The sequence below is a fragment of the Pseudomonas sp. LBUM1653 genome (assembly GCF_059716115.1).
On record NZ_CP166803.1, the window covers coordinates 4,246,417 to 4,270,258 of the forward strand.

Annotated in this window: 22 protein-coding genes and 2 pseudogenes; 18 read left to right on the forward strand and 6 right to left on the reverse strand. The window is 61.4% G+C overall.

Features of this window, described 5'->3' with window-relative positions; genetic code table 11:
• Positions 1 to 12: 12 nt before the first annotated feature.
• The 5 genes from ACA054_RS18890 to ACA054_RS18910 all read left to right on the forward strand — a co-directional run bounded on the left by ACA054_RS18890 (position 13) and on the right by ACA054_RS18910 (position 5,887).
• Positions 13 to 1,566, forward strand: a complete 1,554-nt coding sequence (locus ACA054_RS18890) for a BCCT family transporter (RefSeq protein WP_497685615.1) — start codon at positions 13 to 15, stop codon at positions 1,564 to 1,566.
• 23 nt (positions 1,567 to 1,589) lie between these two features.
• A complete protein-coding gene (locus ACA054_RS18895) occupies positions 1,590 to 3,305 on the forward strand; it encodes a hypothetical protein (protein ID WP_497685616.1) in 1,716 nt (571 codons plus the stop codon).
• Between the two features lies 1 nt (position 3,306).
• Positions 3,307 to 4,020 (forward strand): DUF3726 domain-containing protein, encoded by a 714-nt coding sequence (locus tag ACA054_RS18900; RefSeq protein ID WP_497685617.1) that lies wholly within the window; start codon positions 3,307 to 3,309, stop codon positions 4,018 to 4,020.
• A gap of 28 nt (positions 4,021 to 4,048) precedes the next feature.
• Positions 4,049 to 4,441: a RidA family protein gene (locus ACA054_RS18905; RefSeq protein ID WP_497685618.1), complete on the forward strand. Its 393-nt coding sequence runs from the start codon at positions 4,049 to 4,051 to the stop codon at positions 4,439 to 4,441.
• A 585-nt stretch (positions 4,442 to 5,026) separates the two neighbouring features.
• Positions 5,027 to 5,887 (forward strand): CAP domain-containing protein, encoded by an 861-nt coding sequence (locus ACA054_RS18910; RefSeq protein WP_497685619.1) that lies wholly within the window; start codon positions 5,027 to 5,029, stop codon positions 5,885 to 5,887.
• Positions 5,888 to 5,954: 67 nt separating this feature from the next.
• Here ACA054_RS18910 and ACA054_RS18915 read toward each other — a convergent pair whose 3' ends face one another.
• The 5 genes and pseudogenes from ACA054_RS18915 to ACA054_RS18935 form a co-directional block, all read right to left on the reverse strand.
• Positions 5,955 to 6,965, reverse strand: a complete 1,011-nt coding sequence (locus ACA054_RS18915; protein ID WP_497685620.1) for a GlxA family transcriptional regulator — start codon at positions 6,963 to 6,965, stop codon at positions 5,955 to 5,957.
• 973 nt (positions 6,966 to 7,938) lie between these two features.
• Positions 7,939 to 8,568 carry a Vgb family protein gene (locus ACA054_RS18920; RefSeq protein ID WP_497685621.1) on the reverse strand — a complete coding sequence of 210 codons (630 nt, stop codon included), beginning with the start codon at positions 8,566 to 8,568 and terminating at the stop codon, positions 7,939 to 7,941.
• A gap of 35 nt (positions 8,569 to 8,603) precedes the next feature.
• The gene (locus tag ACA054_RS18925; RefSeq protein WP_497685622.1) at positions 8,604 to 9,824 is read right to left on the reverse strand and encodes a winged helix-turn-helix domain-containing protein; all 1,221 of its coding nucleotides are present in this window, start codon (positions 9,822 to 9,824) and stop codon (positions 8,604 to 8,606) included.
• 62 nt (positions 9,825 to 9,886) lie between these two features.
• Positions 9,887 to 10,097, reverse strand: a pseudogene (locus tag ACA054_RS18930) (hypothetical protein); the annotation flags it as partial.
• A gap of 85 nt (positions 10,098 to 10,182) precedes the next feature.
• On the reverse strand, positions 10,183 to 10,737 hold the full coding sequence (locus tag ACA054_RS18935) for a MarR family winged helix-turn-helix transcriptional regulator (protein WP_497685623.1): 555 nt from the start codon (positions 10,735 to 10,737) through the stop codon (positions 10,183 to 10,185).
• 128 nt (positions 10,738 to 10,865) lie between these two features.
• On the opposite strand from ACA054_RS18935, the gene ACA054_RS18940 reads away from it, so the two are divergent.
• From ACA054_RS18940 to ACA054_RS18995, 12 genes and pseudogenes are all read left to right on the forward strand, one after another.
• Positions 10,866 to 11,126, forward strand: a complete 261-nt coding sequence (locus ACA054_RS18940) for a DUF2024 family protein (protein ID WP_497685624.1) — start codon at positions 10,866 to 10,868, stop codon at positions 11,124 to 11,126.
• Between the two features lie 4 nt (positions 11,127 to 11,130).
• Complete coding sequence (locus ACA054_RS18945) at positions 11,131 to 11,409, forward strand: Rho-binding antiterminator (RefSeq protein ID WP_497685625.1); 279 nt, start codon at positions 11,131 to 11,133, stop codon at positions 11,407 to 11,409.
• A gap of 199 nt (positions 11,410 to 11,608) precedes the next feature.
• Positions 11,609 to 12,064 carry an outer membrane lipoprotein gene (locus tag ACA054_RS18950; protein WP_323608898.1) on the forward strand — a complete coding sequence of 152 codons (456 nt, stop codon included), beginning with the start codon at positions 11,609 to 11,611 and terminating at the stop codon, positions 12,062 to 12,064.
• Positions 12,065 to 12,293: 229 nt separating this feature from the next.
• Positions 12,294 to 12,746 (forward strand): Ohr family peroxiredoxin, encoded by a 453-nt coding sequence (locus ACA054_RS18955; RefSeq protein ID WP_497685626.1) that lies wholly within the window; start codon positions 12,294 to 12,296, stop codon positions 12,744 to 12,746.
• Between the two features lie 63 nt (positions 12,747 to 12,809).
• The gene (locus tag ACA054_RS18960) at positions 12,810 to 13,262 is read left to right on the forward strand and encodes an Ohr family peroxiredoxin (protein WP_497685627.1); all 453 of its coding nucleotides are present in this window, start codon (positions 12,810 to 12,812) and stop codon (positions 13,260 to 13,262) included.
• Positions 13,263 to 13,410: 148 nt separating this feature from the next.
• Entirely contained in the window at positions 13,411 to 13,866 is a 456-nt protein-coding gene (locus ACA054_RS18965) for a MarR family winged helix-turn-helix transcriptional regulator (RefSeq protein ID WP_497685628.1), read from the forward strand.
• A gap of 149 nt (positions 13,867 to 14,015) precedes the next feature.
• Positions 14,016 to 14,678, forward strand: coding sequence for a glutathione S-transferase family protein (locus tag ACA054_RS18970; RefSeq protein WP_497690336.1), 663 nt, complete (start codon positions 14,016 to 14,018; stop codon positions 14,676 to 14,678).
• A 130-nt stretch (positions 14,679 to 14,808) separates the two neighbouring features.
• A pseudogene (locus ACA054_RS18975) lies at positions 14,809 to 14,895 on the forward strand (outer membrane lipoprotein carrier protein LolA); the annotation flags it as partial.
• An 811-nt stretch (positions 14,896 to 15,706) separates the two neighbouring features.
• On the forward strand, positions 15,707 to 17,083 hold the full coding sequence (locus tag ACA054_RS18980; RefSeq protein WP_497685629.1) for a pyridoxal-phosphate dependent enzyme: 1,377 nt from the start codon (positions 15,707 to 15,709) through the stop codon (positions 17,081 to 17,083).
• On the forward strand, positions 17,080 to 18,258 hold the full coding sequence (locus ACA054_RS18985) for a trans-sulfuration enzyme family protein (RefSeq protein ID WP_497685630.1): 1,179 nt from the start codon (positions 17,080 to 17,082) through the stop codon (positions 18,256 to 18,258). The genes ACA054_RS18980 and ACA054_RS18985 overlap by 4 nt, the downstream gene beginning before the upstream one ends.
• A 147-nt stretch (positions 18,259 to 18,405) precedes the next feature.
• On the forward strand, positions 18,406 to 18,906 hold the full coding sequence (locus ACA054_RS18990; protein WP_497685631.1) for a PaaI family thioesterase: 501 nt from the start codon (positions 18,406 to 18,408) through the stop codon (positions 18,904 to 18,906).
• 122 nt (positions 18,907 to 19,028) lie between these two features.
• A complete protein-coding gene (locus tag ACA054_RS18995) occupies positions 19,029 to 19,481 on the forward strand; it encodes a hypothetical protein (protein WP_497685632.1) in 453 nt (150 codons plus the stop codon).
• Positions 19,482 to 19,920: 439 nt separating this feature from the next.
• Here ACA054_RS18995 and mqo read toward each other — a convergent pair whose 3' ends face one another.
• Positions 19,921 to 21,564: a malate dehydrogenase (quinone) gene (gene mqo, locus ACA054_RS19000; RefSeq protein ID WP_497685633.1), complete on the reverse strand. Its 1,644-nt coding sequence runs from the start codon at positions 21,562 to 21,564 to the stop codon at positions 19,921 to 19,923.
• A gap of 465 nt (positions 21,565 to 22,029) precedes the next feature.
• Here mqo and ilvD point away from each other — a divergent pair, with 465 nt between their 5' ends.
• A complete protein-coding gene (ilvD, locus tag ACA054_RS19005; RefSeq protein WP_497685634.1) occupies positions 22,030 to 23,712 on the forward strand; it encodes a dihydroxy-acid dehydratase in 1,683 nt (560 codons plus the stop codon).
• Positions 23,713 to 23,842: the final 130 nt, after the last annotated feature.

Sequence of the window (23,842 nt, forward strand, 5' to 3'; positions counted from 1 at the left end):
TTTGGAGGCATCATGAAAACATCCGACTCCCTGCAAGCCAACGTCCAGCCACTGGACCTTGCACCGCCGAAAAAAGACATCGACTGGCCGCTGTTTTTGATCAGTGGCGGCTTCCTCGGCGCCTTCCTGATCGCGGCCCTGGTCGACATCGAGGGCGTGTCGCTGCTGGTCAACACGCTGTTCGCCTGGTCGACTAAATTCTTCGGGCTGTACTGGCAGATCCTGATGCTGGCGACCTTTGCCATGAGCCTGTTCATCTGCTTCAGCAAATGCGGGCGGGTCAGGCTCGGCGGCGTCGACCAGCGTCCCGATACCAGCACCTTCAACTGGATCGCGGTGATCATGTGCGCCCTGCTCGCCGGCGGTGGTGCCTTTTGGGCGGCGGCGGAACCGATGATGCACTTCGCCAGCCCGCCACCGTTGTTCGCCGGGATGCAGCCTCATACCGAAGCGGCAGGCCACGCCGCGCTCGCGCAATCCTTCGTGCACTGGGGCTTCCTCGCCTGGGCGGTATTGGGCAGCCTCTTGGCCATCGTGCTGATGCATCTGCACTATGACAAAGGCCTGCCCCTGGCACCTCGTACCTTGCTCTATCCATTGTTCGGCGAGCGTGCGCTCAAGGGTCCGATCGGCACACTGGCAGACGCCACCTCGATCATTGCGGTAGTGGCCGGCACCATCGGCCCGATCGGTTTCCTCGGCCTGCAGATCAGCAGCGCGTTGCACTCGGTGTGGGGCATTCCCAATGACCTGATGGTGCAGTCCATCACCATCGTGCTGGTCACGGTGATGTACACCATCTCTTGCCTGGTCGGGCTCGAGGGAATCCGGTTCGTCAGTGGGATCAACGTCTGGCTGATGATCGGCCTGGCCGTGTTCATGGTGCTGCTCGGGCCCACCGCATTCATCCTCGGCGGTTTCCCCAGGGCGTTTGCCTTGCACATTGAACAGTTCATCCCGATGACCCTGTTCCGTGCCGATCCGAAATGGCTCGACTGGTGGACGGTGTTCTACTGGGGCTGGTTCATTGGCTACGCGCCGATGGTGGCGCTGTACGTGGCGAAGATTTCCCGGGGCCGGACCATCCGCGAAGTGATCATGACCCTGTCGATCATCGCCCCGTTGGTGACCATGTTCTGGTTCACCATTGTGGGTGGCGCCGGCATCGGCATGGAATTGCAAACCCCGGGCATCGTCACCGCCCATGGCGCACAGCCCGAAGACTTGCTGTTGGGCGTGACCCAGAACCTGCCTCTGGGCGGACTGATCTCGGCGCTGTTCCTGTTCCTGAGCTTCATTTCGGTTGCCACCAATGGCGATGCCATGGCCTTCACCGTGGCGATGGCGATGTCCAGTAATGACAAGCCCAAGCCATGGCTGCGCGCCTTCTGGGCGATCGGCATGGGCCTGGCCGCCGTGGTGCTGATCACCATCGGCTCGGGCGGGGTCACGGCGCTGCAATCCTTTATCGTAATTACTGCCGTACCGGTTTCACTGCTGATCCTGCCGTCGCTCTGGGATGCGCTGCGCATCGCCCGGCAGATGGCTCGGGAACAGGCAGTCTGATGATGAACAGTTCAGGAATCGCAATGATGTCGCACACCGACACAGACACCTCTTCGGCCTTGCGCCCCGCCGCCCGGGTCATGGACCTGGAGCGGCTGGGCAGTCACTTCCAGAGCCGCCTGAGTTTCGTGCGCAGTAGCATGCGCAAGATGATGAATGAGCAATGGCGCATCGACCGTACTCGCTTCGATCTTGACGCCGAAGGCTTCGGCACGGCGATCTACCGGATCGACACTGCCAGTGCCCACTATCACTGCGTGATTTTCTCGATGTACCTGCCGCCGGAGAAACGCAGTGACCGGGTCATCGCCGATCAGTGGGACGTCAGCTTCGTGCTGCTGGCCGGCGATGTCGACGAGCCGCAACTGGCCGACTTGCGGCGCAACGTGCCGTTGCAGGAAGCCGGGCGTTTCGATGCGCGGGTGCTGGTGCTATCACGTGCCAACCGCAGCCTGCGCAACTTCGAGCGTTTCCTTGGGGCGCTGGCTGAAGGTTGTCAGCCAGACCCACGGCAACTGGCCGAGGTTGGCTACCTGTATCGCACCACCGCCGTGTACGGCAACGGCAAGTTCGGCATCGCCGACTTCAGTTGCCTGCAAGGCAATGCCGACTTCACCCAACCGTTCAGCGCGCAGATGTTCACCGTGTACCTGCTGCGGCATTTCAGCATCGAGCAGATCGAGCACATGGCCCGGGCGCGCAATCCGCAACGGGCGGTGGGGCTGGACATCGAGTTGCAACGCTACCTGGGGGTCGGAAACTCCACGGGGCTGGGCATGGCGCCCTTCCTGATCAATCACCCGCAACTGGTCGGCCAGTGGGTGTGGGCCCGTGAAACCGCACTGGCGCGGGTTGTGGCACAACCGGCTGACGTGCCCCGGGTGCAGCGTTTCCAGGCACTGTTGCAGCGGGCTCACCGACACCTGCAGCAAACCAGCACCGAGGACCAACGGCAAAGTGCAATCGACCGGCAGACCTTGGCCGATCTCGATCAATTGAGCCAGTGGTTCGCCTGTCAGCCCGTCAGCGCCGATCTGTGGTTACGACTGCAGGCTTGGGCCGAGCTGAACGCCGGCTTCGGCTGCCAGGAATTGCTGGTCAGCCTGCAGCTGGAGCTGTACCCCGAACAGGTCGATCCGCTGGCCGAGCAGATGTCGGTCAACGAGGGCTTTCGCCTGAATGCCGAGATGCCGCTGGACGAGCTGTGCAACCTGATCGAAACCCGCTACCGCTGGGCGCTCGACTACGACCTTGGCGGTGCCGAGGCCAACCATTTCTTCTGGTATCGCTCGGCGGAAAAGGAAGAACCGCGTCTGGGGGAACGCGCCATGGAACCTGGCGCGGAAAAGGAAATGCAACTGGGGATCGCCCACAACATCCAGCGTTGCCACCGCGCGTTGCTGGCCTACCGCGAACAACATCCGCTGCAATTGACCGCGCACTTCCTGCTCGCACAGCCATCGTTCAAAGGCACCGTGTGCCGGCTGCAGGGCATGGCCCGTTGCGCCTTCGGGGAAATTCGCGCCAACCTGATGGACCGCGGCATGCTGCCGATCCACTTGCTGCGCTGCAAACTGGCGTTCTTCGGCGCCGGCAAGTTCGACCCCAAGTCCAGCCGCTGGGTGCGTATCACCTTGTTCCAGGGGGCTCCGCTGGTCAGTGAGATTGGCCAGCCTTTTGCCGATGACTGGAATTTCGCGGTGATGCCGACACTGGCCACCGCTGCCGGAGAACACTGATATGCGCGTCTCGCTCAATGAAATCCAGGTGATCTGCCGCAAGGCCTTCGAGGGCATCGGCTTCGCCCCCGGTGACTGCGACGACGCCGCCGAGATGATCGCCCGCCTGCAACTGCAAGGCCTCGATGGCATCGGCGCGCTGAAAAAGGCCCTGGCGTTCCTCCACGACGAAGTCGATCGCCCGATCGAAACCTGCTACGAAGACGCCGCTCAGTTGACCCTCGATGCCCACGGCCAAAGTGTCTTGCGCTGCGCCGCCCAAGCGGTCGAACTGGGTGTGGGCAAGGCCTTGCGCGGCGGCAGTGCGTTGATTCGCATCCGCCATTGCCATAACCGCATCCTGCTGCTGGGTTATCTGGCGCGCTGTGCCGCAGAGGCGCTGAATTTTTGCGTCTACTGGCGCGATGCACGCCAGGAAATGGTTGCCACGTTCAGCGTCGGGCAAACCTGCCCGACCCTGCGGGTGTATGACCTGCCGCAACCGGCGCAGAGCGACGAACAAAGCATCAATGTGCTGATCTCCCGGCACTTCACGCTGCTGCCGCGACTCAGTGCCGGGGATGCCCTGCCTGCCGCCCATCCGCAGCCCGCTGAGGGGCTGGTTGTCGACGACGACGTCTGGGCCCAACTGAAAAAACTGGGCGAGCGGGTGCTTGTGGAAAGTACCGAGGAGTCACGTCGGCGCGGTGCCGGCGAAAGCAGCGACGCCCAATAAAACCTTGCAATGCAACAGGAATCAATCGATGAAACACGCCATCAAGACCGACCTTTTCGCCTCGCGCGCGCCACTGGAATGGGCGGTGGTCGGCAACGGTACGCTGTACACCGCGCAGATCCCCATCGACCGCGACGGCCAAGTGGTCAGTGGGGGCATCGAGGCGCAAACCCGGCAGACCCTGGACAATCTTCGGCATACCCTTCAAGCCGCTGGCAGCACGCTGGACGCGGTCACCCAGGTGCTGATCTACGTCACCGACCGTAGCTACCTGGCGACGGTGAACGCGATCTATGGCGAGTATTTCCAGGCGCCCTACCCCAACCGCGCGGCCATCGTCGTGGCCGGATTGGCCCGGGAGGAGATGCTGGTGGAACTGGTGGTGTACGCCTGCCTTGACTTGCCGGCGAAGACGGCCTGACAGCCGACCAATCTCTCGCGGCTGTACCCGATCTACTGTGGGAGCTGGCCTGCCGGCGATGGCGGACTGACAGCCGACCTGGATTTTGTTGACTGTGTACATATCCATTCCTGCGGTAACGGCCACTTACGGTTTCGCTTTTACAGCGAGTCACTTGGAAAAGCCCCAAGTAACCAAGGGCTCTTGCCCCTGGCGTTCGGTGCCTCGCTGTGGCTCGGCATGCCCTCGCTCCGGTCCTGCTCCGTGGGCCCGCCGCGATGGGCCATCCTTGGCCCAGCGCGGCTAACCCGGCATCCATGCCGGGTTACCCACTGCGCAGAACCTCCACTCGGCCTCTCGAGGGGGCAAGAAAATCAAAAGCCAGAGCCAGAGCCAGAGCAAAAGCCAAAGCGAGGCGACCGACCGGCTGGCCTGATCCGGAGCTGTACGCATTTCCTCCTGTAGGAGCAAGCTTGCTCGCGATGACGCCAGAGCAGACGACCACGCAGCGTCTTCCCCCCCCTTGAACCTTGTCTCAAAACGCCAGTCTTAGACGGGCAATTTCCTCCCCCCAATTGTTGTCATCTCATCAGAGCTGTCCGCACCATGCGCCAATCCGCCCTCGCCTTGCGCTTCACTTCGCTGTGCCTGTTGACCTCGTTACCCCTGATCACCACCTCCGCCCAAGCCGGAGCGGAGCGACAACTGGTGGAAGCCATCAACGATTACCGAGCCCACCCGCAAGACTGCGCACGGCGTCCAGCCCAACGCTTGTCGCCGCTGGCCCAGAAGTCGAGCCTGGCCTTGCCGATCGGCTACGGCGGCGGCTTGCGCGATCGTTTGAAAGCTTCCGGGTACCAGGCCGTGGCAGTGCGATCGATCCGCGTGGTGGGTGCGCAAGATGCCGAAGAGGCTTTCGAGTTGCTGCAGAGTGAGCATTGCGCCGCCTTGCTGGACAACCAGTACGCCGACATTGGCGTCAGCCGCAGTCGCGGTGAATGGCAAGTGGTGCTGGCGCGGTCAGTGCTGGACAGTCAGATGAGCGATCCGCGCAGTGTCGGCAAAACCTTGCTGGCCCAAGTCAATGCCGCCCGGGCCAAACCGCGCCTGTGCGGTCGCCAGCGTTTCGCCGCCGCGCGGCCCTTGGCCTGGAACGCCAGTCTCGGCGCTGCGGCACAAGGGCACAGCAAAGCCATGGCCTACGGCAATTACTTCGCCCACCAGGACCCCGATGGCGAGACCCCTGCCGACCGCGCGCGAGCCGCAGGTTTCCGTGGCCGGCAGATCGGCGAAAACATCGCCGCCGGCCAAGGCTCACCGAACAAGGCCATGGCCGGCTGGCTGGCCAGCCCCGGGCATTGCGCCAACCTGATGAACCCGATGTTCACGCAAGTGGGTGCCGCCTATGCGACGGACGCACGCAGTGATGAAGGGGCCTACTGGACGATGGTGTTCGGGGCGCAATGAACGGCGCTGCTGCATGTTCGCACGGTGACTGATCAATGCACCGGGCATCGTCGCGAATGCCCGGTATTTACTTCACCAGCCGAATTTCCCTGGACGGCCGATAGCCGAAATAGGCGCTGTAGCACTTGCTGAAGTGGCTGGGTGAAACGAATCCACAGGCCACCGAGACTTCAACGATGGTCAACGTGGTGTGCTGCAGCAATCGACGCGCTTCGGTGATGCGCAAATCCATGTAGTAGCGCTGGGGTGTGGTGCCCAACTGCTCTTTGAACAGGCGCTCGATCTGCCGCCGAGACCGACCGGCGTACAGACAGAGTGCCTCCATCTCCAGCGGCTCTTCCAGGTTGGCGTCCATCAGATTGACCACCTCCCTCAGCGGGCCACTGACGGACACATTCAATGCGGGTTTGATGCGCCGGTAACGGGACGCTTCAAACGCCAGGATATCTTCGATACCGTCAGTCAACGCCTTGTCATGCAAGCCCCGGATCCACTCCAGGGCCATATAGAACGTGCCCGTTGGACTGGACGCCGTCAGGCGGTCGCGATCCACCACATAGGCTTCGCTGGTGACCTGGGTGAGTCTGGCGATTTCCGCCAAAGCGGGACGGTGCTCCGGGTGAATGGCGCAGCGATAGCCGTCCAGCAAACCGGCTTGCCCGAGAAACCAGGCGCCATTCCATATTCCAGCCAGCGAAACACCCTGTTCGGCCGCGCCTCGCAACAGGCAGGTCAACCCGTCGTCCGCCATGAGCGCCGTGCGGTAGCCACCGCAAACAACCAACAGATCCAGTGCTTGTATCTCGACCGGGTCAAGGCGCGCATCGGGTCGAATCACCAACCCCAGATCGCTGACGACTTCCCCTTCGGACAAACCGAAGGTTTTCGTTGAAAACAGCTCGGGCCGCAGCAGGTTGGCGGTGACGATGGTATCGAGCGCCTGGGTAAATGCCGGCAACGAAAAATGCTCCAGCAGCAGGAAGCCGGCCCGGGCCCGAACGGATTGGCCTTCATGGTCATTGAGGTAGCGAAGGTTTTTGCCCTTCATCGCACCGCTGAACTGACGTCGCTCTACCAACGTTCGCCTCGCCTTTCGTTTGAACAAGATGTGATTGGCCGCCTTGCGTCTCTTGCGACGGTTCAATGCGCGATCTGTTTACGCCAGTTGTCCCCCATGAGCAAGCGCAATGCTGTTCACTTAAGCATGGGGTTGTATTTAAGAACTGGATTGGGGGGATATCCATTGCTGCGGTAACGGCCACTTATGGTTTCGCCCTTACGGCGACTCACTTTTCCAAACGCCGAAAAGTAAGCAAAAGGCTCTTGCCCCACCACTCGGTGCCTCGCTAGGGCTCGGCATGCCCTCACTCCGGCATTGCTCCGTGGGTCGCCGCGATGGGCCATCCATGGCCCAGCGCGGCTAAACCGGCGTCCTGCCGGTTTACCCACTGCGCAATGCCTGCGTTCGGCCATCGTGGTTTAACGGGGCGCCCAAATCTAAAGCCAAAACGAGGCGGCCTGACAGCCGACCTGACTTTTACGGCTGTACCTGGATCCCCTGTGGGAGCGAGCCTGCTCGCGATGGACGTTAACGATAACGCGCCCTGTCTGGATGATCGCGTTGTCTGGACGTTCATCGCGAGCAGGCTCGCTCCCACAATAGGATCGCGGACAAGCCTGCAATCAGGTCGGCTGCCGGGCCGCCTCGCTCTTGCTTTGGCTTTTGATTTTCTTGTCCCATCGAGAGGCTTCGTTCCGGTTCTGCGCAGTGGGCAACCCAGCATGGATGCCGGGTTAGCCGCGCTGGGCCAAGGATGGCCCAGCGCGGCGGGCCCTGTTGGAGCGAGCATGCTCCGGGCGGCGTTCCGACGAAAAACGCCAGAACAACACGGGCATTCAGATAGCCCTCGTCATCGTTGACGACCATCGCGAGCATGCTCGCTCCTACAGGCCGGGCGGCGTTCCGTGCTTCCAAGTGACTCGCCGTAAGGTCGAAACCATAAGCGGCCGTTACCACAGGAATGGATATACACCCAATCCAAATCAAACCCTCAAGGCCGACGCACCACCCTCACCCGGCCGCTGTTACCACCCCCACAGAAAAAACGCTCGCCACCGTCGGACTCAAGCCCCGACACCCCGATGCCGGCCGGCAACCTGAGACTTTCCAGCACTTCGCCAGTGCTCGAGTCAACCCGGCGCAATTCGCTCTCCTCGCCTTCCCAGGTGCCATGCCATAGCGCCCCCTCGACCCAGGTCACGCCCGTGACAAAACGGTTGGATTGCAGGGTGCGCAGGATGGTCCCGGTCTCGGGATCGATCTGGTGAATTTTCCGTTCGCGGTACTGGCCGACCCACAGCGAGCCTTCGGCCCATGTCAGCCCCGAATCGTTGCCACCGCCGGGGGCCGGGATCGTGGCCAGGATTTCTCCGCTGCGAGGGTCGACTTTCTGGATGCGGTCCTCGGCAATCTGGAACAGATGCGTGCCATCGAATGCAGTGCCGGCGTGGGCGGCTACATCGAGCGAGCGCACCATGCGACCACTGTCGGGGTCCAGGGCGTGGAGCTTGTCGGGGGTCGCAAACCACACCTGCTGACCGTCCCAAGTGACGCCGTGCACGTCGTCGACATCGGCAAAGGGGCCATATTCACGCAGGATTTCGGCGGCTGACTGTTTCATCTTGGTGTTCCTCCAAAGGGGTTGGTGGAATCATCCTAGCCACCGGGCAGCGGAACGGGGAGTAACAAGGTCGTCGCGAAACCGGGCACCGGCGGGGTCAGCCAGCGCCGTGCCCGTCCTTGTCCGAACGATTGCACCTTGCCTGCCGCCGCCAGCGTATCGAGCGCCCGTTGCACGGTGCGCTGACTGTTACCCAGCACCAACGCCAGGGCTGAACTCGACCAGGACTCGCCGTCGCCAAGCAAGGCGAACACCGCTGCATATTTTTCTTCGACCGGTGGTGTGAGCAGCACCACGTCCGGTGAAACCTGCGCCACCAATGCGAATCCGCGCCGGGTTGCGATTACCGTAGCCAAGGGTTTCAACGCCGCGCGCAAGCGTCCGATTTCAACCCGTAACCGGGCTCGATGGGATTCATCACTGAGTTTCAAACGAAAGGCCTGGGCGATGAGTGTCTCTCTGGGCACATCGCCCGGCCAGGCTTGAGCGAGTGCTCGTACGAGGGAAAACAGGATTGGACGCCTGGACAGGGAAATCGACATGCCCGCGCCACGGACGACATAGCGGCAAGCGTCCACCACCAGTGATGTCGAGGCGAGCAGCGCTTCCACGTCGTCGAGCAACACAGGCCGTTCTTCGCCATGGACGATCTGGTGTGCGGCGGGGCTGTTCAGAATGGATGAAGCACTTTCGACTTCTGCAGACAGCGCTGGAATGCCGGCGAGTTGCGCGGCGAGTTCCGCCCTGGCGAGCGCGGCCCGTGCGGCTTGAGAATGCAGATGGCGCATCGCGATCCCTGCCACAAGCAGTTCATGGGTCGTCCGCAAGGGTGGCGGCAACGTTGCCGGATCCAGTTCAGCGAGTTGCCCGTGGGCCTCATCAAGTCGCCCGATCAGCAACAAGCGACGAATGCCCAGGTACCGTGCATGGGCCGCATTGATCAGGTCACCGTGGGCTTGCAGGGTGACCCGCGCCGCTTCAAGCGCCTTCACCGGCCAGCCGAGATCCCGCGAGGCCAGTGCGATCTCGGCTTCGGCGACGATGCAGCGTGCCCGCGCCACGACTTCTTTCGGCCCGAATGCCCGCGCCGCCCGGCGCACCAGCGCCTTGGCCCGCGCCAGATCACCCAGTTGCGCCATGGCGATACCGCGCAGTGCCAGCGCTGGCGCATCATCGCGCAATGCGATCCGGTCCAGCGCGCCGAGCGGATCGCCCGCCGCCAACGCCTGCGCTGCGGCGGTGATCAACGAGTCCATTGCAATCGTGCCACGCGAGTTGCTCCTGTCGTGATAAGCCCCGTATGAGTCTATCTCACCACTCAGTAGAGCGTATCCGGCACACACACGCTTCCATCAAACAACAATCGGGCCGTGCGCATCAGCCCGCAACCCACCAACACGCCGTCTGGGCGCAACCAGGCACATTTTGGGCACGTTGCGCTGGCTTACCTCGCCCAGGTTCATGCGCGGGCCGGCCTGCAAGTGGATGGGTTCAAGTCGGGTCTTCAACGCACTGGTGATTTTCGAGGTGAGGTCTTGCTGGGGAATTTTCCGGGCTTGCTCCGGGCGGCGTTCCGACGATGGCGTCATCGAAAACAACACATGATTGCCATGCCTAAACCGGATCGGGAATTTGATGCTCTCGGCAAATCAGGTCGATTTCCCTTGATTCCAACGGCTCCTGGGTCAACCCACAAAAGGCCCCGCCGGCCACTGTCTGATGAAAACGGCAAGTTCGGCACAGGCCGAAACCCGGCACGTTTTCCCCTTGCTGAATGTTGCGCAACAACTCCAGCAGCAAACCCTCCAGCACCGTTGCGTCTGCCCCCATGCGTTGGGCCGCGGCAACCAGAAAGTCCGGAGGCATCACTGCGTCCAACAGCACCCGGGCCGGCGCCGTCAGCTCCAGGTGCACGCTACGTTTATCCCTGGCATCCGGTGTTTTTATCAGCAGCCCTTTGCTTTCCAGTGCCTTGAGCGATTGCGAGACCGTGCCTTTGGTCAACCCCAGATACTCGGTCACCGCCAACGGGGTGTCGGAGTAGCGATTGCAGCGGCCCAGGTACATCAAGGCACTGAGCTGAATCGGTTGCAGGTCCGCCAGCATCGGGTGCTCGCGAAACCAGACTCGGGTCAGGCTCGACAACCTTTCCAGCAAATCAAACAGCACGAGGACATTTCCCTGATCAAAATCGATGATTAATAGTATCGGATAAAAACTATATTGACTAACGTATGGCTTATCGTAGTCTATTAGTATCGATTCGAAACTGTTTACCAATAGAGCGAGAGCAAATGATGAGCGTGAATGTCTTCGATACCCATGTGCGCACCAAAGATGGCCGCTACCTGCACTTCGATGTGCTGATCGAGCGCAATGACCCCGAACTGGCGAAGTCCTACGCCCGTCGGTTCCTTGATGAACAAGGCATCCAGGATGAAGATATTGCCCAGGACCGCTGCCAGTTCTGCCACGTTGAACCGACCCATCCCGAAGTGGCCGCGGCGATCGGCAAACAGGGTTACTTCATCCTCAAACTGCAAGGTTGTCAGGAGTAACGACATGAACACCTACCAGCCCATGAACTGCGACCTGCATGACTATCTGGAGATCGCCTGCCTGCGGGGTTATCGACTGGACGTCGAGTTGCAAGACGGCGCACGCCTGGTCGCCACGGCGTTGACCACGCGCACCTCCAGCGACAAGGAAGAGTTCCTGTGCCTTGAAACGGCTGATAGCCAGCAGGAGGTCCGTCTGGACCACCTGCTGGCCATCACGCCACTGGACGCCAATGCGCAGTTCGGCCGGGTGGTATTTTCCGATGCCTCCTGCACTTTCTGAGGTCGCTGTCAGACCAGCGACCTGCCGCCGTCCATGTGCCATTCGATACCGTTGACGAATGAACCTTCGAATCGGCCGTCGTCCCGGTTGCCCCCAGTTGCGCACCGGCGGCGGCCGCAGGGCCCTGTGCTAGTCTCCTTCGTCTAACGTGCGTTGATGCGTTTGAATGAACCGCTTCCCCTGGATGATGGAGTTCAACATGAAAAACACCGCTTCCTGGCTAACGATCACCCTTGTAAGTCTAGTGCTTTGCGCCTGCGCCGCCGTCGACGCTGGAAGCGGTGGCGCCGGCGAGATGGAAATCCGCTCAGGGAAAATCGAGCAGATCACCATGACGCAGATGCAGACCAATCACGACAGCGGCGTCGGCGCCATTCTTGGCGGACTCGCGGGCGTGGGTATCGGTAGTCTGATCGGTTCGGGCACCGGGCGAGATGTGGCCATGGTCGCTGGCGCCCTCGCTGGTGCGGCGGGCGGCAACTACGCCGAGAAGAAAAAATACGATCAACCGCAACAGGCCCAGCAGATTATCGTGCGTACGAAAAGCGGCGTTTTGGTGTCGGTGACCCAGCCGATCAATGCTGCACTGAGCAAAGGTCAGAGTGTGTATATCGAAGGCACCGGCAATGAAGCTCGGGTAGTGCCGCAAGGCTGATCATCACCCCACCGCCGAGATTCGATGGTCAAGCGTCCATTAAGAGCCCCGAGCCTGAACAGCCCGGGGCTTTTTTATTGAACGTGCATTGACTCTGACCGTTCGTCGTCCAGCTAGGGAAATATCCCTTGACGTCAACTGAGTTCTGGAGGAATATTATTTCAATCGGATGCGATCTAAACGCACACGACACTAATCAAACCTGACCGCACCCTTGAGGATTCACCCCATGAGCAAGATCGAAAAAGTCCTGGCCTCCGGCAAGACCCACACCACCCTGAGCAGCGCCGGCAACACCCTGCGCGGCCACAACGGCAACCTCGACATCGAACTGTCGACGCCAGGCTCTCACCAGCCAGCCCATGTGTTCGCCGCCACCCAGCCGCACCCGAAAGCCGAGCAACTGTTCGCCGGGGCCTGGTCGGCCTGCTACATCGCCGCCGTCGGCCTGGTGGCCGCAGAGCGCAACATCGCGCTGCCGGCGGATCTGGCCGTCGACATCGAAGTGGACCTGGGCCAGACTGGTCCGGCCTATTTTCTTCAGGCCCGACTGACCCTGCGCGTGCCGGGGCTGGCACAGGACGTCGCGACGGAACTGGCGCATATCGCCGATTCCATCTGCCCCTACTCCAAAGCAACACGCGGCAATATCGACGTTGCCCTGAACGTTATTACGGCGTAATTAATGTCGTATGCGATGCACGCGCACACGAACAATATATTCGGTAAACCTGAGGAAATCATCATGAGCAAGATTGAAAAAGTCCTGGCCAGCGGCAAGACCCACACCACCCTGAGCAGCGCCGGCACCACCTCGCGCGGCCATAACGGCAACCTCGACATCGAACTGTCGTCCCCTGGCAGCACCACACCGGCACACGTGCTCACCGGCGTGCAACCGCACCCCAAAGCCGAGCAACTGTTCGCCGGGGCGTGGTCGGCGTGCTACATCGCAGCGGTGGGCCTGGCCGCCCAACAGGCGAAGGTCACACTGCCGGCCGATACGGCCGTGGACATCGAAGTCGATCTGGGCCAGACCGGCGCAGCCTACTTCCTCCAGGCCCGACTGACCCTGCGGGTGCCGGGCCTGTCACAAGAAGTCGCGACCGAACTGGCCCACAGCGCCGATGCGATCTGCCCGTACTCCAAGGCCACCCGCGGCAACATTGACGTCGCCATCAACGTCCAGACCGCGTAACGCATTGCTTGGCCGGTTCACCAGGAATTATCCCGGGAAACCGGCCGTCGGCCGTTACGGGGCAGGCGCACACAGAGTTAGAACACTTCCGATACCATCGCATACGATGTAGAGTTCCAGTCTTGCAGCCTGCCCAAAGAGAAAACCCATGAAAACCACCGACAAGACGTCCGCTCTGGATCTCAAGCTCTCCGACTTCCTGTGTTTTGCGGTTTATTCCACCAACCTCGCTTTCGGCAAGGCCTACAAGCCGATGCTCGAACGCCTCGGCCTGACCTATACGCAGTACATCACCCTCGTTGCGCTGTGGGAGCAGGACAACCAGACCGTCGGCAGCCTAGGAGAAAAGCTGTTCCTGGAATCCAACACCCTCACCCCGATCCTGAAAAAGCTCGAAGCGATGGGTTACCTGCGCCGTCAGCGCGACCCGGAAGACGAACGCCAGGTGCGAATCAGCCTGACCGACGCAGGTCGCCAACTGCGCGCAGAGCTGACGGAAGATGGCTTTCCGCAAACTGGCCTCGATCCCGACGATTTCGTACAGATGCAGCAGGCGATCGTGGCGCTGCGCAACAACCTTATCCGCACGACCAAAGCCCCGTAGGAGCGAGCCTGCTCGCGATGGTCGTTAACGATAACGCGGGCATTCAGACAACCCGCGTTATTGTTGACCACCATCGCGAGCAGGCTCGCTCCTACAGGCCAGTCAATGTAATCACCCTGTGGGGCACCTCCCGCCCGAGGAGTTGAATGATGCCGCTGACGCTCTATTACCACCCGCTTTCGTCGTTCTGCCATAAAGTGCTGATCGCGCTGTACGAGTACGGGATCGACTTCCAGAGGCGGATCATCGATCTTTCCAGCGAAGCAGACCGGGCGGAACTCGAGGCGTTATGGCCCCTGTGCAAGTTCCCGGTCATACGCGATCACACGCATGCGCAAGGGTTGGCGGAGTCGAGTGTCATCATCGAATACCTGGACTGCTTTTATGCAGGCGGGCACTGCCTGCTCCCCGGTGATTGGGATACCGCATTGCAGGTGCGCTTGTGGGATCGATTTTTCGACCAGTACGTCCAGGTGCCGCTGCAACAGATAGTCGCCGACCGCCTGCGCGCGACGAACGGCGACCTGTCCAGAGAAGGGGCCATGCTCACGACGGCCTACGGCATGCTCGAGCGTCAGCTGGCCTCGCGAACCTGGGTGGCCAGCCCGGACTTCAGCCTGGCCGATTGCGCGGCGGCCCCGGCCCTGTTCTATGCCAGCACACTGGTGCCCTTCCCCGACGACTGCCAGCACTTGAACGCGTATTTCGACAGGCTGACGCAACGGCCATCCTTCCAGCGCGTCATCGACGAAGCCAGGCCCTGGTTTGCCTTCTATCCGTTTGCCGAGGCCATACCCCAACGGTTTCGCTAACAACCTCATGCGCACCGGGGGGGCGCTTATCGGGTGTATATCCGTTGCTGCGATAACGGCTACTTAGGGTTTCGCCCTTACGGCGAGTCACTTGGAAAAACGGAACGCCGCCCGGCCTGTAGGAGCGAGCATGCTCGCGATGGAGGTCAACGATGACGCGGGGAGCCTGACTCCCCGTGGTGCTCTCAGGTTTTTCGCGAGCATGCTCGCTCCTACGGAGCCCGCCGCGATGGGCCATCCTTGGCCCAGCGCGGCTAAACCGGCATCCATGCCGGTTTACCCACTGCGCAGAACCGGAACGAAGCCTCTCGATGTGGCAAGAAAATCAAAAGCCAAAGCAGAGCGAAAGCAAAGCGAGGCGGCCTGACAGCCGACCTGATTACAGGCTTGTCCGCGATCCAACTGTGGGAGCGAGCCGGCTCCGGGCGGCGTTCCGACGAAAAACGTCCGGACAACCCGATCATCCAGACAGAACGCGTTATCGTTGACGTCCATCGCGAGCAGGCTCGCTCCCACAGGGGATTGGGGGTATCCGCAAAAGTCAGGTCGGCTGTCAGGCCGCCTCGCTTTTGTTTTTGATCTGGGGCGCCCCGTTAAACCACGATGGCCGAGCGCAGGCATTGCGCAGTGGGCAAACCGGCAGGACGCCGGTTTAGCCGCGCTGGGCCAGGGATGGCCCATCGCGGCGACCCACGGAGCAATGCCGGAGTGAGGGCATGCCGAGCCTAAGCGAGGCACCGAGTGGTGGGGCAAGAGCGTTTGGTTACTTTGCGCTTTTCAAAGTGACCCGCTGTAAAAGCGGAACCATAAGTGGCCGTTACCGCAGCAATGGATATCCCCCCAATCCAGTTCTTAAATAAAACCATGCCTAAGTGAACAGCATTGCCAATGTAAGGGGCACTTTCGCCCGCACGGTTGCGAGTCTGGCGATCCCGGCCTATGGTCCAGACTCAACATTGTCACGACCGGCGCTTAACCTGCCGCCGGCTTTTTGTCCATCCATGGTGCTAGCGCAACGAGGTGACGACATGCCCAACGACTCCCGCCCCGCCGTACTCGAACTGATCGGCAACACGCCACTTGTGCGCGTCAGCCGTTTCGATACCGGGCCGTGCACGCTGTTTCTCAAGCTCGAATCACAGAACCCCGGCGGTTCGATCAAGGACCGCATCGGTCTGGCGATGATCGACGAAGCCGAACGCGACGGCCGCCTGCGACCCGGTGGCACCATCGTCGAAGCCACGGCCGGCAATACCGGCCTGGGCCTGGCGCTGGTCGGCCGCGCCAAGGGCTATCGGGTGGTGCTGGTGGTGCCGGACAAAATGTCCACCGAGAAGGTCTTGCACCTCAAGGCCATGGGCGCCGAGGTGCACATCACCCGCTCCGATGTCGGCAAGGGTCATCCGGAGTACTACCAGGATGTCGCCGCGCGGCTGGCGGCGGACATCCCCGATGCGTTCTTCGCCGACCAGTTCAACAACCCGGCCAACCCACTGGCCCACGAATGCAGCACCGCGCCGGAGATCTGGGCGCAGACCCAGCACGATGTGGACGCCATCGTCGTCGGTGTCGGTTCGGCCGGCACGCTCACCGGCCTGACCCGCTTCTTCAAACGCGTTCAGCCGGATCTGGAAATGGTCCTGGCCGACCCGGTCGGTTCGGTGATGGCCGAATACAGCCGCGGTGGCACCCTCCCAACCCCTGGTTCCTGGGCAGTGGAAGGCATAGGCGAAGACTTCATTCCGTCGATTGCCGACCTGTCCAGCGTGCGTCACGCCTATTCGATCAGCGACGAAGAAAGCTTCGACCATGCCCGCCAACTGCTGCGCGCCGAAGGCATTCTCGGCGGCTCCTCGACCGGCACCCTGCTGGCCGCCGCCCTGCGTTACTGCCGTGAGCAAACCAAGCCGAAACGGGTGGTGAGCTTCGTCTGCGACACCGGTACGCGTTACCTGTCCAAGGTCTACAACGACCAGTGGATGAACGATCAGGGCCTGCTGCAACGCAAGCACTACGGTGATCTGCGCGACCTGATCGCGCGGCGCTTCGAGGACGGCCGGGTGATCAGCGTCGGCCCCGATGACACCCTGCTCACCGCGTTCCAGCGCATGCGCCTGGCGGATGTATCGCAACTGCCGGTGCTGGTGAACGGCAAACAACTGGTCGGCGTGATCGACGAGTCCGACATCCTGCTAGGCGTGCATGAAGACGTTGCGCACTTTCGCAAAACCGTATCCAGCGCCATGACCGACAAACTGCAAACCCTGTCCCCGGGCGCCTCACTGGCGGATCTGGAGGCAGAACTGGGCCGTGGACTGGTGGCGATCATTCAGGATGCCTCGGGTTTCCACGGCTTGATAACCCGAACCGACATGCTCAATCACCTGCGGAGATCCCTGCCATGAGTCAGCACGATGAAAATGCCCCGCCGCGGGGCTTCGCCACCCGCGTGATCCATGCAGGGCAAACGCCGGACCCTTCGACCGGCGCGCTGATGCCGCCGATCTACGCCAACTCCACCTACCTGCAACAGAGCCCCGGGGTACACAAGGGCCTCGACTACGGGCGTTCGCACAATCCGACGCGCTGGGCGCTGGAACGCTGCGTGGCCGACCTCGAAGGCGGCACCCGGGGCTTCGCATTCGCCTCGGGCCTGGCGACCATTTCCACGGTGCTGGAACTGCTCGACGCCGGCTCGCACATCGTCTCGGGCAACGACCTGTACGGCGGCACCTTCCGCCTGTTCGACAAGGTCCGCCAGCGCAGCGCCGGGCATCGCTTCAGCTTCGTCGACCTGACCGACCTCGCCACCTTCGAAGCCGCCTTGCAGGACGACACGCGCATGGTCATGGTCGAGACGCCGAGCAACCCCCTGCTGCGCCTCACCGACCTTGCCGCCATCGCCCGCACCTGCCGCGACCGCGGCATCATCTGCGTCGCCGACAACACCTTTGCCAGCCCGTGGATACAACGCCCGCTGGAACTGGGCTTCGACATCGTGCTGCACTCCACCACCAAGTACCTCAACGGCCACTCCGACGTGATCGGCGGCATCGCCGTGGTCGGGCAGAACGCCGAGCTGGCCGAGCGCCTGGGTTTCCTGCAGAACGCGGTGGGCGCTATCGCCGGGCCGTTCGACGCCTTTCTCACCCTGCGCGGGGTCAAGACCCTGGCGCTGCGCATGGAGCGCCACTGCAGCAATGCGCTGGAACTGGCGCAATGGCTGGAACGTCAGCCGCAAGTCGCCCGCGTCTACTACCCGGGCCTGCCCTCGCACCCGCAGCATGAACTGGCGCGGCAGCAGATGCGCGGCTACGGCGGGATGATCTCCGTGGACCTGAACACCGACCTGGCCGGGTCCCGGCGCTTCCTGGAAAACGTGCAGATTTTCGCCCTCGCCGAAAGTCTGGGCGGGGTGGAAAGTCTGATCGAACACCCGGCGATCATGACCCACGCCACCATCCCCGTGGAAACTCGTGCGCAATTGGGCATCGGCGATGCGCTGGTGCGGCTGTCCGTGGGGGTTGAGGATATCGAAGACTTGCGTGCAGACTTGGGGCAGGCGCTAGCCCGGATATAGGGGTAACCAAACCTTGTAGGAGCCAGGCTTGCCGGCGAAGAACGATAACGCGGTGCAACAGATACACCGCGGCGTCCCGTTCGCCGGCAAGCCTGGCTCCTACAGGTACACCGAACACTGGTTTGAATTTTTTTGGAAAATAGACACATGTCCAACCTCGACACCTCCCTGCAAGACGCCGCCGCGCCCGATAGCGTGTGTTACGGCTGCGGCAGCAGCAATCCCCACGGGCTGCACATCAAGAGTTACTGGCATGAGGACGGCGTGCATGTCATGGCCGAGCACATGCCGGATGCCATGTACTGTGGCTGGCCGGACCTGGTCTACGGCGGGCTGATCGCCATGCTGGTCGATTGCCATTCCAACTGGGCGGTTATGGCCTATCACTACCGCGCGGAAAACCGCGAAGCCGCAAGCCTGCCGCGTATCAATTGCGTCACCGGCAACCTCGGCATCAAGTTTATCAAGCCTACGCCCATGGGTATCCCACTCACCTTGCGGGCGCGGGTGGAGGGTGAAGTCGGACGTAAAACGCGGGTCATCTGTGAAGTCTTCGCCGGGGACGTGCTGACTGCGGTGGGCGACTCCATTTTCGTACGGGTCGATACCGGGCAACTGGCAGACACCGCGCACGGGCGGCAGGTGTAAATCACCGCATGTGTGCCGCTGGCAGCCACTCGAGCGCGGCGAAATCGACAGCCGCCGGCGCTCGATAAATGAGCTATATCCGCTAATCTCCCCTTGCCGTTATTCAACACAGGAGTTTGGCAATGAAGCTCAGACATTCACTTGCGGCGTTAATGGTCGGCGCCAGCCTGTTCGGCTGCGCCACCTCATCAAACCAAAGCGTGTCGGTCACCCTGGTTGCCACCCGGCAGAACACCGGGCAGATCGGCAATGTCGCGTTGTCCGACTGGGACAAGCAAACCGGACTCAGCTTCTTCATCAGCGGCGTGCCAAGCGGTGCCGCCCTGCCCCTGCGAATATATAGCTTCATCAACAAAGGCAGCTGCGAGCAACCCGGCCCTGTCGCCTACGCCATGAATGACAAGGTCAACACCGAACGCCAACCGATTCGCGGCTGGACGTTCTCAAGAAGCGTGCCTGTGGCCTTGCCTGTCTTGCTGGCCGATGACTATCACATCGTCGTGCGAACCGCAGCGACGGATGGCAACGTCGATATCTTCTGTGGGGACATCAAGCAACAAGGCCCGGCGAAGTAAGCGCCTGTACCCCCAGGCCTTACACCGGCGAAATCGTTGCCAACACGCCGATCAGAATGGTCAACACCAGAAAACCACCGAGGAAAAACGCCATCTTGCCCATAGAGCCTCCAACATTTCGAAAGTGCGGTGCACCGCGGCTACCGCTGCGGAACCAGCCGACATTGTGGGGCTCAGGCTGAATGCATTACAGCGTCAGAAAGCGATTAAAAATACGGATCAGATGAAACACATGAAACACATGACCCTGTAGGAGCGAGCATGCTCGCGATGGTCGTCAACGACGCGGGAAGCCTGGCACCCCGCGGCGTTCTCGGGTTCATCGTCGGAACGCCGCCCGGAGCATGCTCGCTCCTACAGGTACAGGGATTTGTTGCAGCTGTACAAAAAAGCCCACTGGCCATCCCTGGCTCAGTGGGCTTTTTGATCAGGCGCTCAGTTACAGCGCCATATCCGCAGCAGCATTCTCCTTGGGTGCCTTGGCCTTGTCAGCCTCGACAGCCGGAGCAACAGCCTGGCCAATCGCAGGCGGCGGAGTCAGTTCCAGCACCTTGGCGGTGTAGGCCCATTCCTCGGCAACCTTTTCAGGGCTGGCGTTGAGCTGGGTGCCGTAGCTCGGCACAATTTGATGCAGTTTTTCCTGCCAGGCCGGGGTCGCGACCTTGTCCTTGAACACTTTCTGCAGCACGGTCAGCATGATCGGTGCGGCGGTCGAAGCGCCTGGGGACGCGCCCAGCAGGCCGGCGATGGTGCCGTCCTGGGAAGCAACGATTTCGGTGCCCAGTTTCAGCACGCCACCGGCGGCTTCGTCACGCTTGATGATCTGCACGCGCTGACCGGCTTGCCACAGGCGCCAGTCCTCGGCCTTGGCGTTCGGGAAGTATTCCTTCAGAGCGTTGAGGCGGTCTTCGTCCGACAGCATCAGCTGGCCAGCAAGGTACTCGACCAGCGGGTATTCCTTGATGCCGACCTTGGTCATTGGCCACACGTTGTGCGTGGTGGTGGTGGTCAGCAGGTCCAGGTACGAACCTTCCTTGAGGAACTTGGTGCTGAAGGTCGCGAATGGGCCAAACAGGATCACGCGCTTGCCGTCCAGCACACGGGTGTCCAGGTGCGGAACCGACATCGGCGGTGCGCCAACGGAGGCTTTGCCGTAGGCCTTGGCCAGGTGTTGCTCGGCGAGGGTCGGGTTCTCGGTCACCAGGAACGAGCCGCCTACCGGGAAGCCTGCGTATTCCTTGGCTTCAGGAATGCCGGACTTCTGCAGCAGGTGCAGAGCACCGCCGCCAGCGCCGATGAACACGAACTTGGCGTCGGTTTCGGATTTGCTGCCGTCTTTCAGGTTTTTGTAGCTGACGCGCCAGCTGCCGTCTGCGTTCTTGGTGATGTCCTGCACTTCGCTGGACAGCTTCAAGTCGAATTTCGGCGTGGTTTGCAGGTGCGCAACGAACTGGCGGGTGATTTCACCAAAGTTCACGTCGGTGCCGATCGGAGACCAGGTGGCCGCGATTTTCTGGTTCGGGTCACGCCCTTCCATCATCAGCGGGACCCACTTCTTGATCACGGCCGGGTCTTCGGAGTACTGCATGCCGGCGAACAGCGGGCTCGCTTGCAGGGCTTCGTAGCGCTTTTTCAGGAACTTGATGTTGTCATCGCCCCACACGAAGCTCATGTGCGGTGTGGAGTTGATGAACGAACGCGGGTTCTTCAGCACGCCTTGCTGGACCTGCCAGGCCCAGAACTGACGGGAGATCTGGAACGCTTCGTTGATTTCAACAGCTTTCGGGATCGAGACTTTGCCGTTCTCGTCTTCCGGGGTGTAGTTCAACTCGGCCAGGGCGGAGTGACCGGTACCGGCGTTGTTCCAGCCGTTGGAGCTTTCCAGGGCGACGCCGTCGAGACGCTCGATCATTTCCATCGAGGTGCCGGGTTCCAGCTCATTGAGCCAGACACCGAGGGTCGCGCTCATGATGCCGCCGCCGATCAACAGCACGTCGACTTTCTTGGCTTCTTCGGCCTGGGCTGTCGTCATCCCCAACGACAAGGCCAGCCCCAGCAGGGCCGTGTTCACTTTCTTAAACATCTGTAGCACCTATGATAAAACGCCATCCGCCCTTCCATCTTCAATCACGAGCCGCTTTCACGGCATTCAGGCAAGTCTGCCGCGGCTATTCACACATGACGGCTGCACATGAAGTCTGGAGGGTGGGCACACAAGGCCGACTGAGTGCATCGACCCCAGTTATATGTCCCTTCTGAACTGACTTTTTATCTTTTTTGGCTTCAGCTACTTGAGCGACAGTGATTCTGTTCACCCGTCACAAGGACAGGAAAACTGAATAGGTCAAAACAAGTTGTTGCCAAGAATATCACGACAAGGCTAAACCGCGCGTGATGGATCTGTAGGAGCCAGGCTTGCCGGCGAAGGCGTCCTTGAACATTGCACTGGTCTTTCGGGCGCCTTCGCCGGCAAGCCTGGCTCCTACAAGGTAACCGTGGATGGGCGACTATACTCACAGGTCTTAAGTTGAGCATGTGGGGAAAAGCCATGAGCGACAAAGACGATCTGCGCAAATATTCCTCCCAGGTGATCGACGGCGTGGAGGCCGCGCCAGCCCGCGCCATGCTGCGTGCCGTAGGCTTTACCGACGAAGACTTCAAGAAACCGCAGATCGGCATCGCCTCCACCTGGGCGATGGTCACGCCCTGCAACATGCACATCGACAAACTCGCGATCGAAGCGGAAAAAGGTGCGAACGCCGCCGGTGCCAAAGGCGTGATTTTCAACACCATCACCATTTCCGACGGCATCGCCAACGGCACCGAAGGCATGAAATATTCGCTGGTGTCCCGTGAGGTGATTGCTGATTCCATCGAAGTGGTGGTCGGTTGCGAAGGCTTTGACGGACTGGTGACCGTGGGCGGTTGCGACAAGAACATGCCGGGCTGCCTGATCGGCATGGCGCGGCTCAATCGCCCTTCGATCTTCGTCTATGGCGGCACCATTCGCCCGGGCGCCGGCCACACCGACATCATTTCCGTGTTCGAAGCCGTAGGTCAGCACGCCCGCGGTGACATCAGCGAGATCCAGGTCAAGCAGATCGAGGAAGTGGCGATTCCCGGCCCCGGCTCCTGTGGCGGCATGTACACCGCCAACACCATGGCCTCGGCCATCGAGGCATTGGGCATGAGTCTGCCCGGTTCGAGTTCCCAGGAAGCCATTGGCAGCGACAAGGCTTCGGACAGTTTCCGCGCCGGCCAGCAAGTCATGGAATTGCTCAAGCTGGACCTCAAGCCCCGGGACATCATGACCCGCAAGGCCTTCGAAAACGCCATCCGCGTGGTGATCGCCCTCGCCGGCTCGACCAATGCCGTGCTGCATCTGTTGGCCATGGCCAATGCCGTGGACGTCGAGCTGACCCTGGATGACTTCGTCGAGCTCGGCAAGATTTCACCGGTAGTGGCCGACCTGCGCCCCAGTGGCAAATACATGATGAGCGAGCTGGTGGCCATCGGCGGCATCCAGCCCTTGATGAAGCGCATGCTCGCGGCCGGCATGCTGCACGGTGACGTGCTGACCGTGACCGGCAAGACCCTGGCGGAAAACCTCGAAAACGTGCCCGACTACCCCGCCGGCCAGGACGTGATCCTGCCCTTCGATCAACCGATCAAGAAGGACTCGCACCTGGTGATCCTGCGCGGCAACCTTTCGCCCACCGGCGCCGTGGCCAAGATCACCGGCAAGGAAGGCCTGCGCTTCGAAGGCACGGCCAGGGTGTACCACGGCGAGGAAGGCGCGCTGGCCGGCATCCTCAATGGCGAAGTGCAAGCCGGCGACGTGATCGTGATTCGCTACGAAGGGCCCAAGGGTGGCCCGGGCATGCGCGAAATGCTCTCGCCGACCTCGGCGGTGATGGGCAAAGGCCTGGGCAAGGAAGTGGCGCTGATCACCGACGGCCGTTTCTCCGGCGGCTCCCATGGTTTTGTGGTGGGGCATATCACGCCTGAGGCGTTTGAAGGCGGGCCTATCGCGTTGGTCGAAGATGGCGACCGGATCACCATTGATGCCGAAACCCGGCAGATCACGGTTGATGTGTCCGATGCTGAACTGGCGGAGCGCAAGAGCCGCTGGGTAAGGCCGGAATCGAAGTACAAGCGCGGGGTGTTGGCCAAATATGCGAAGACTGTTTCCAGTGCCTCGGAGGGGGCTGTGACGGATAAGTATCTTTAGCCCGTAGTTTTGTGTTGTCTGTACTGTCGCATTCGCGAGCAGGCTCGCTCCCACAGTGGATCTGTGACCAACACAGATCCACTGTGGGAGCGAGCCTGCTCGCGATGAGGCCCTTGGAAGCGGCAGAAAA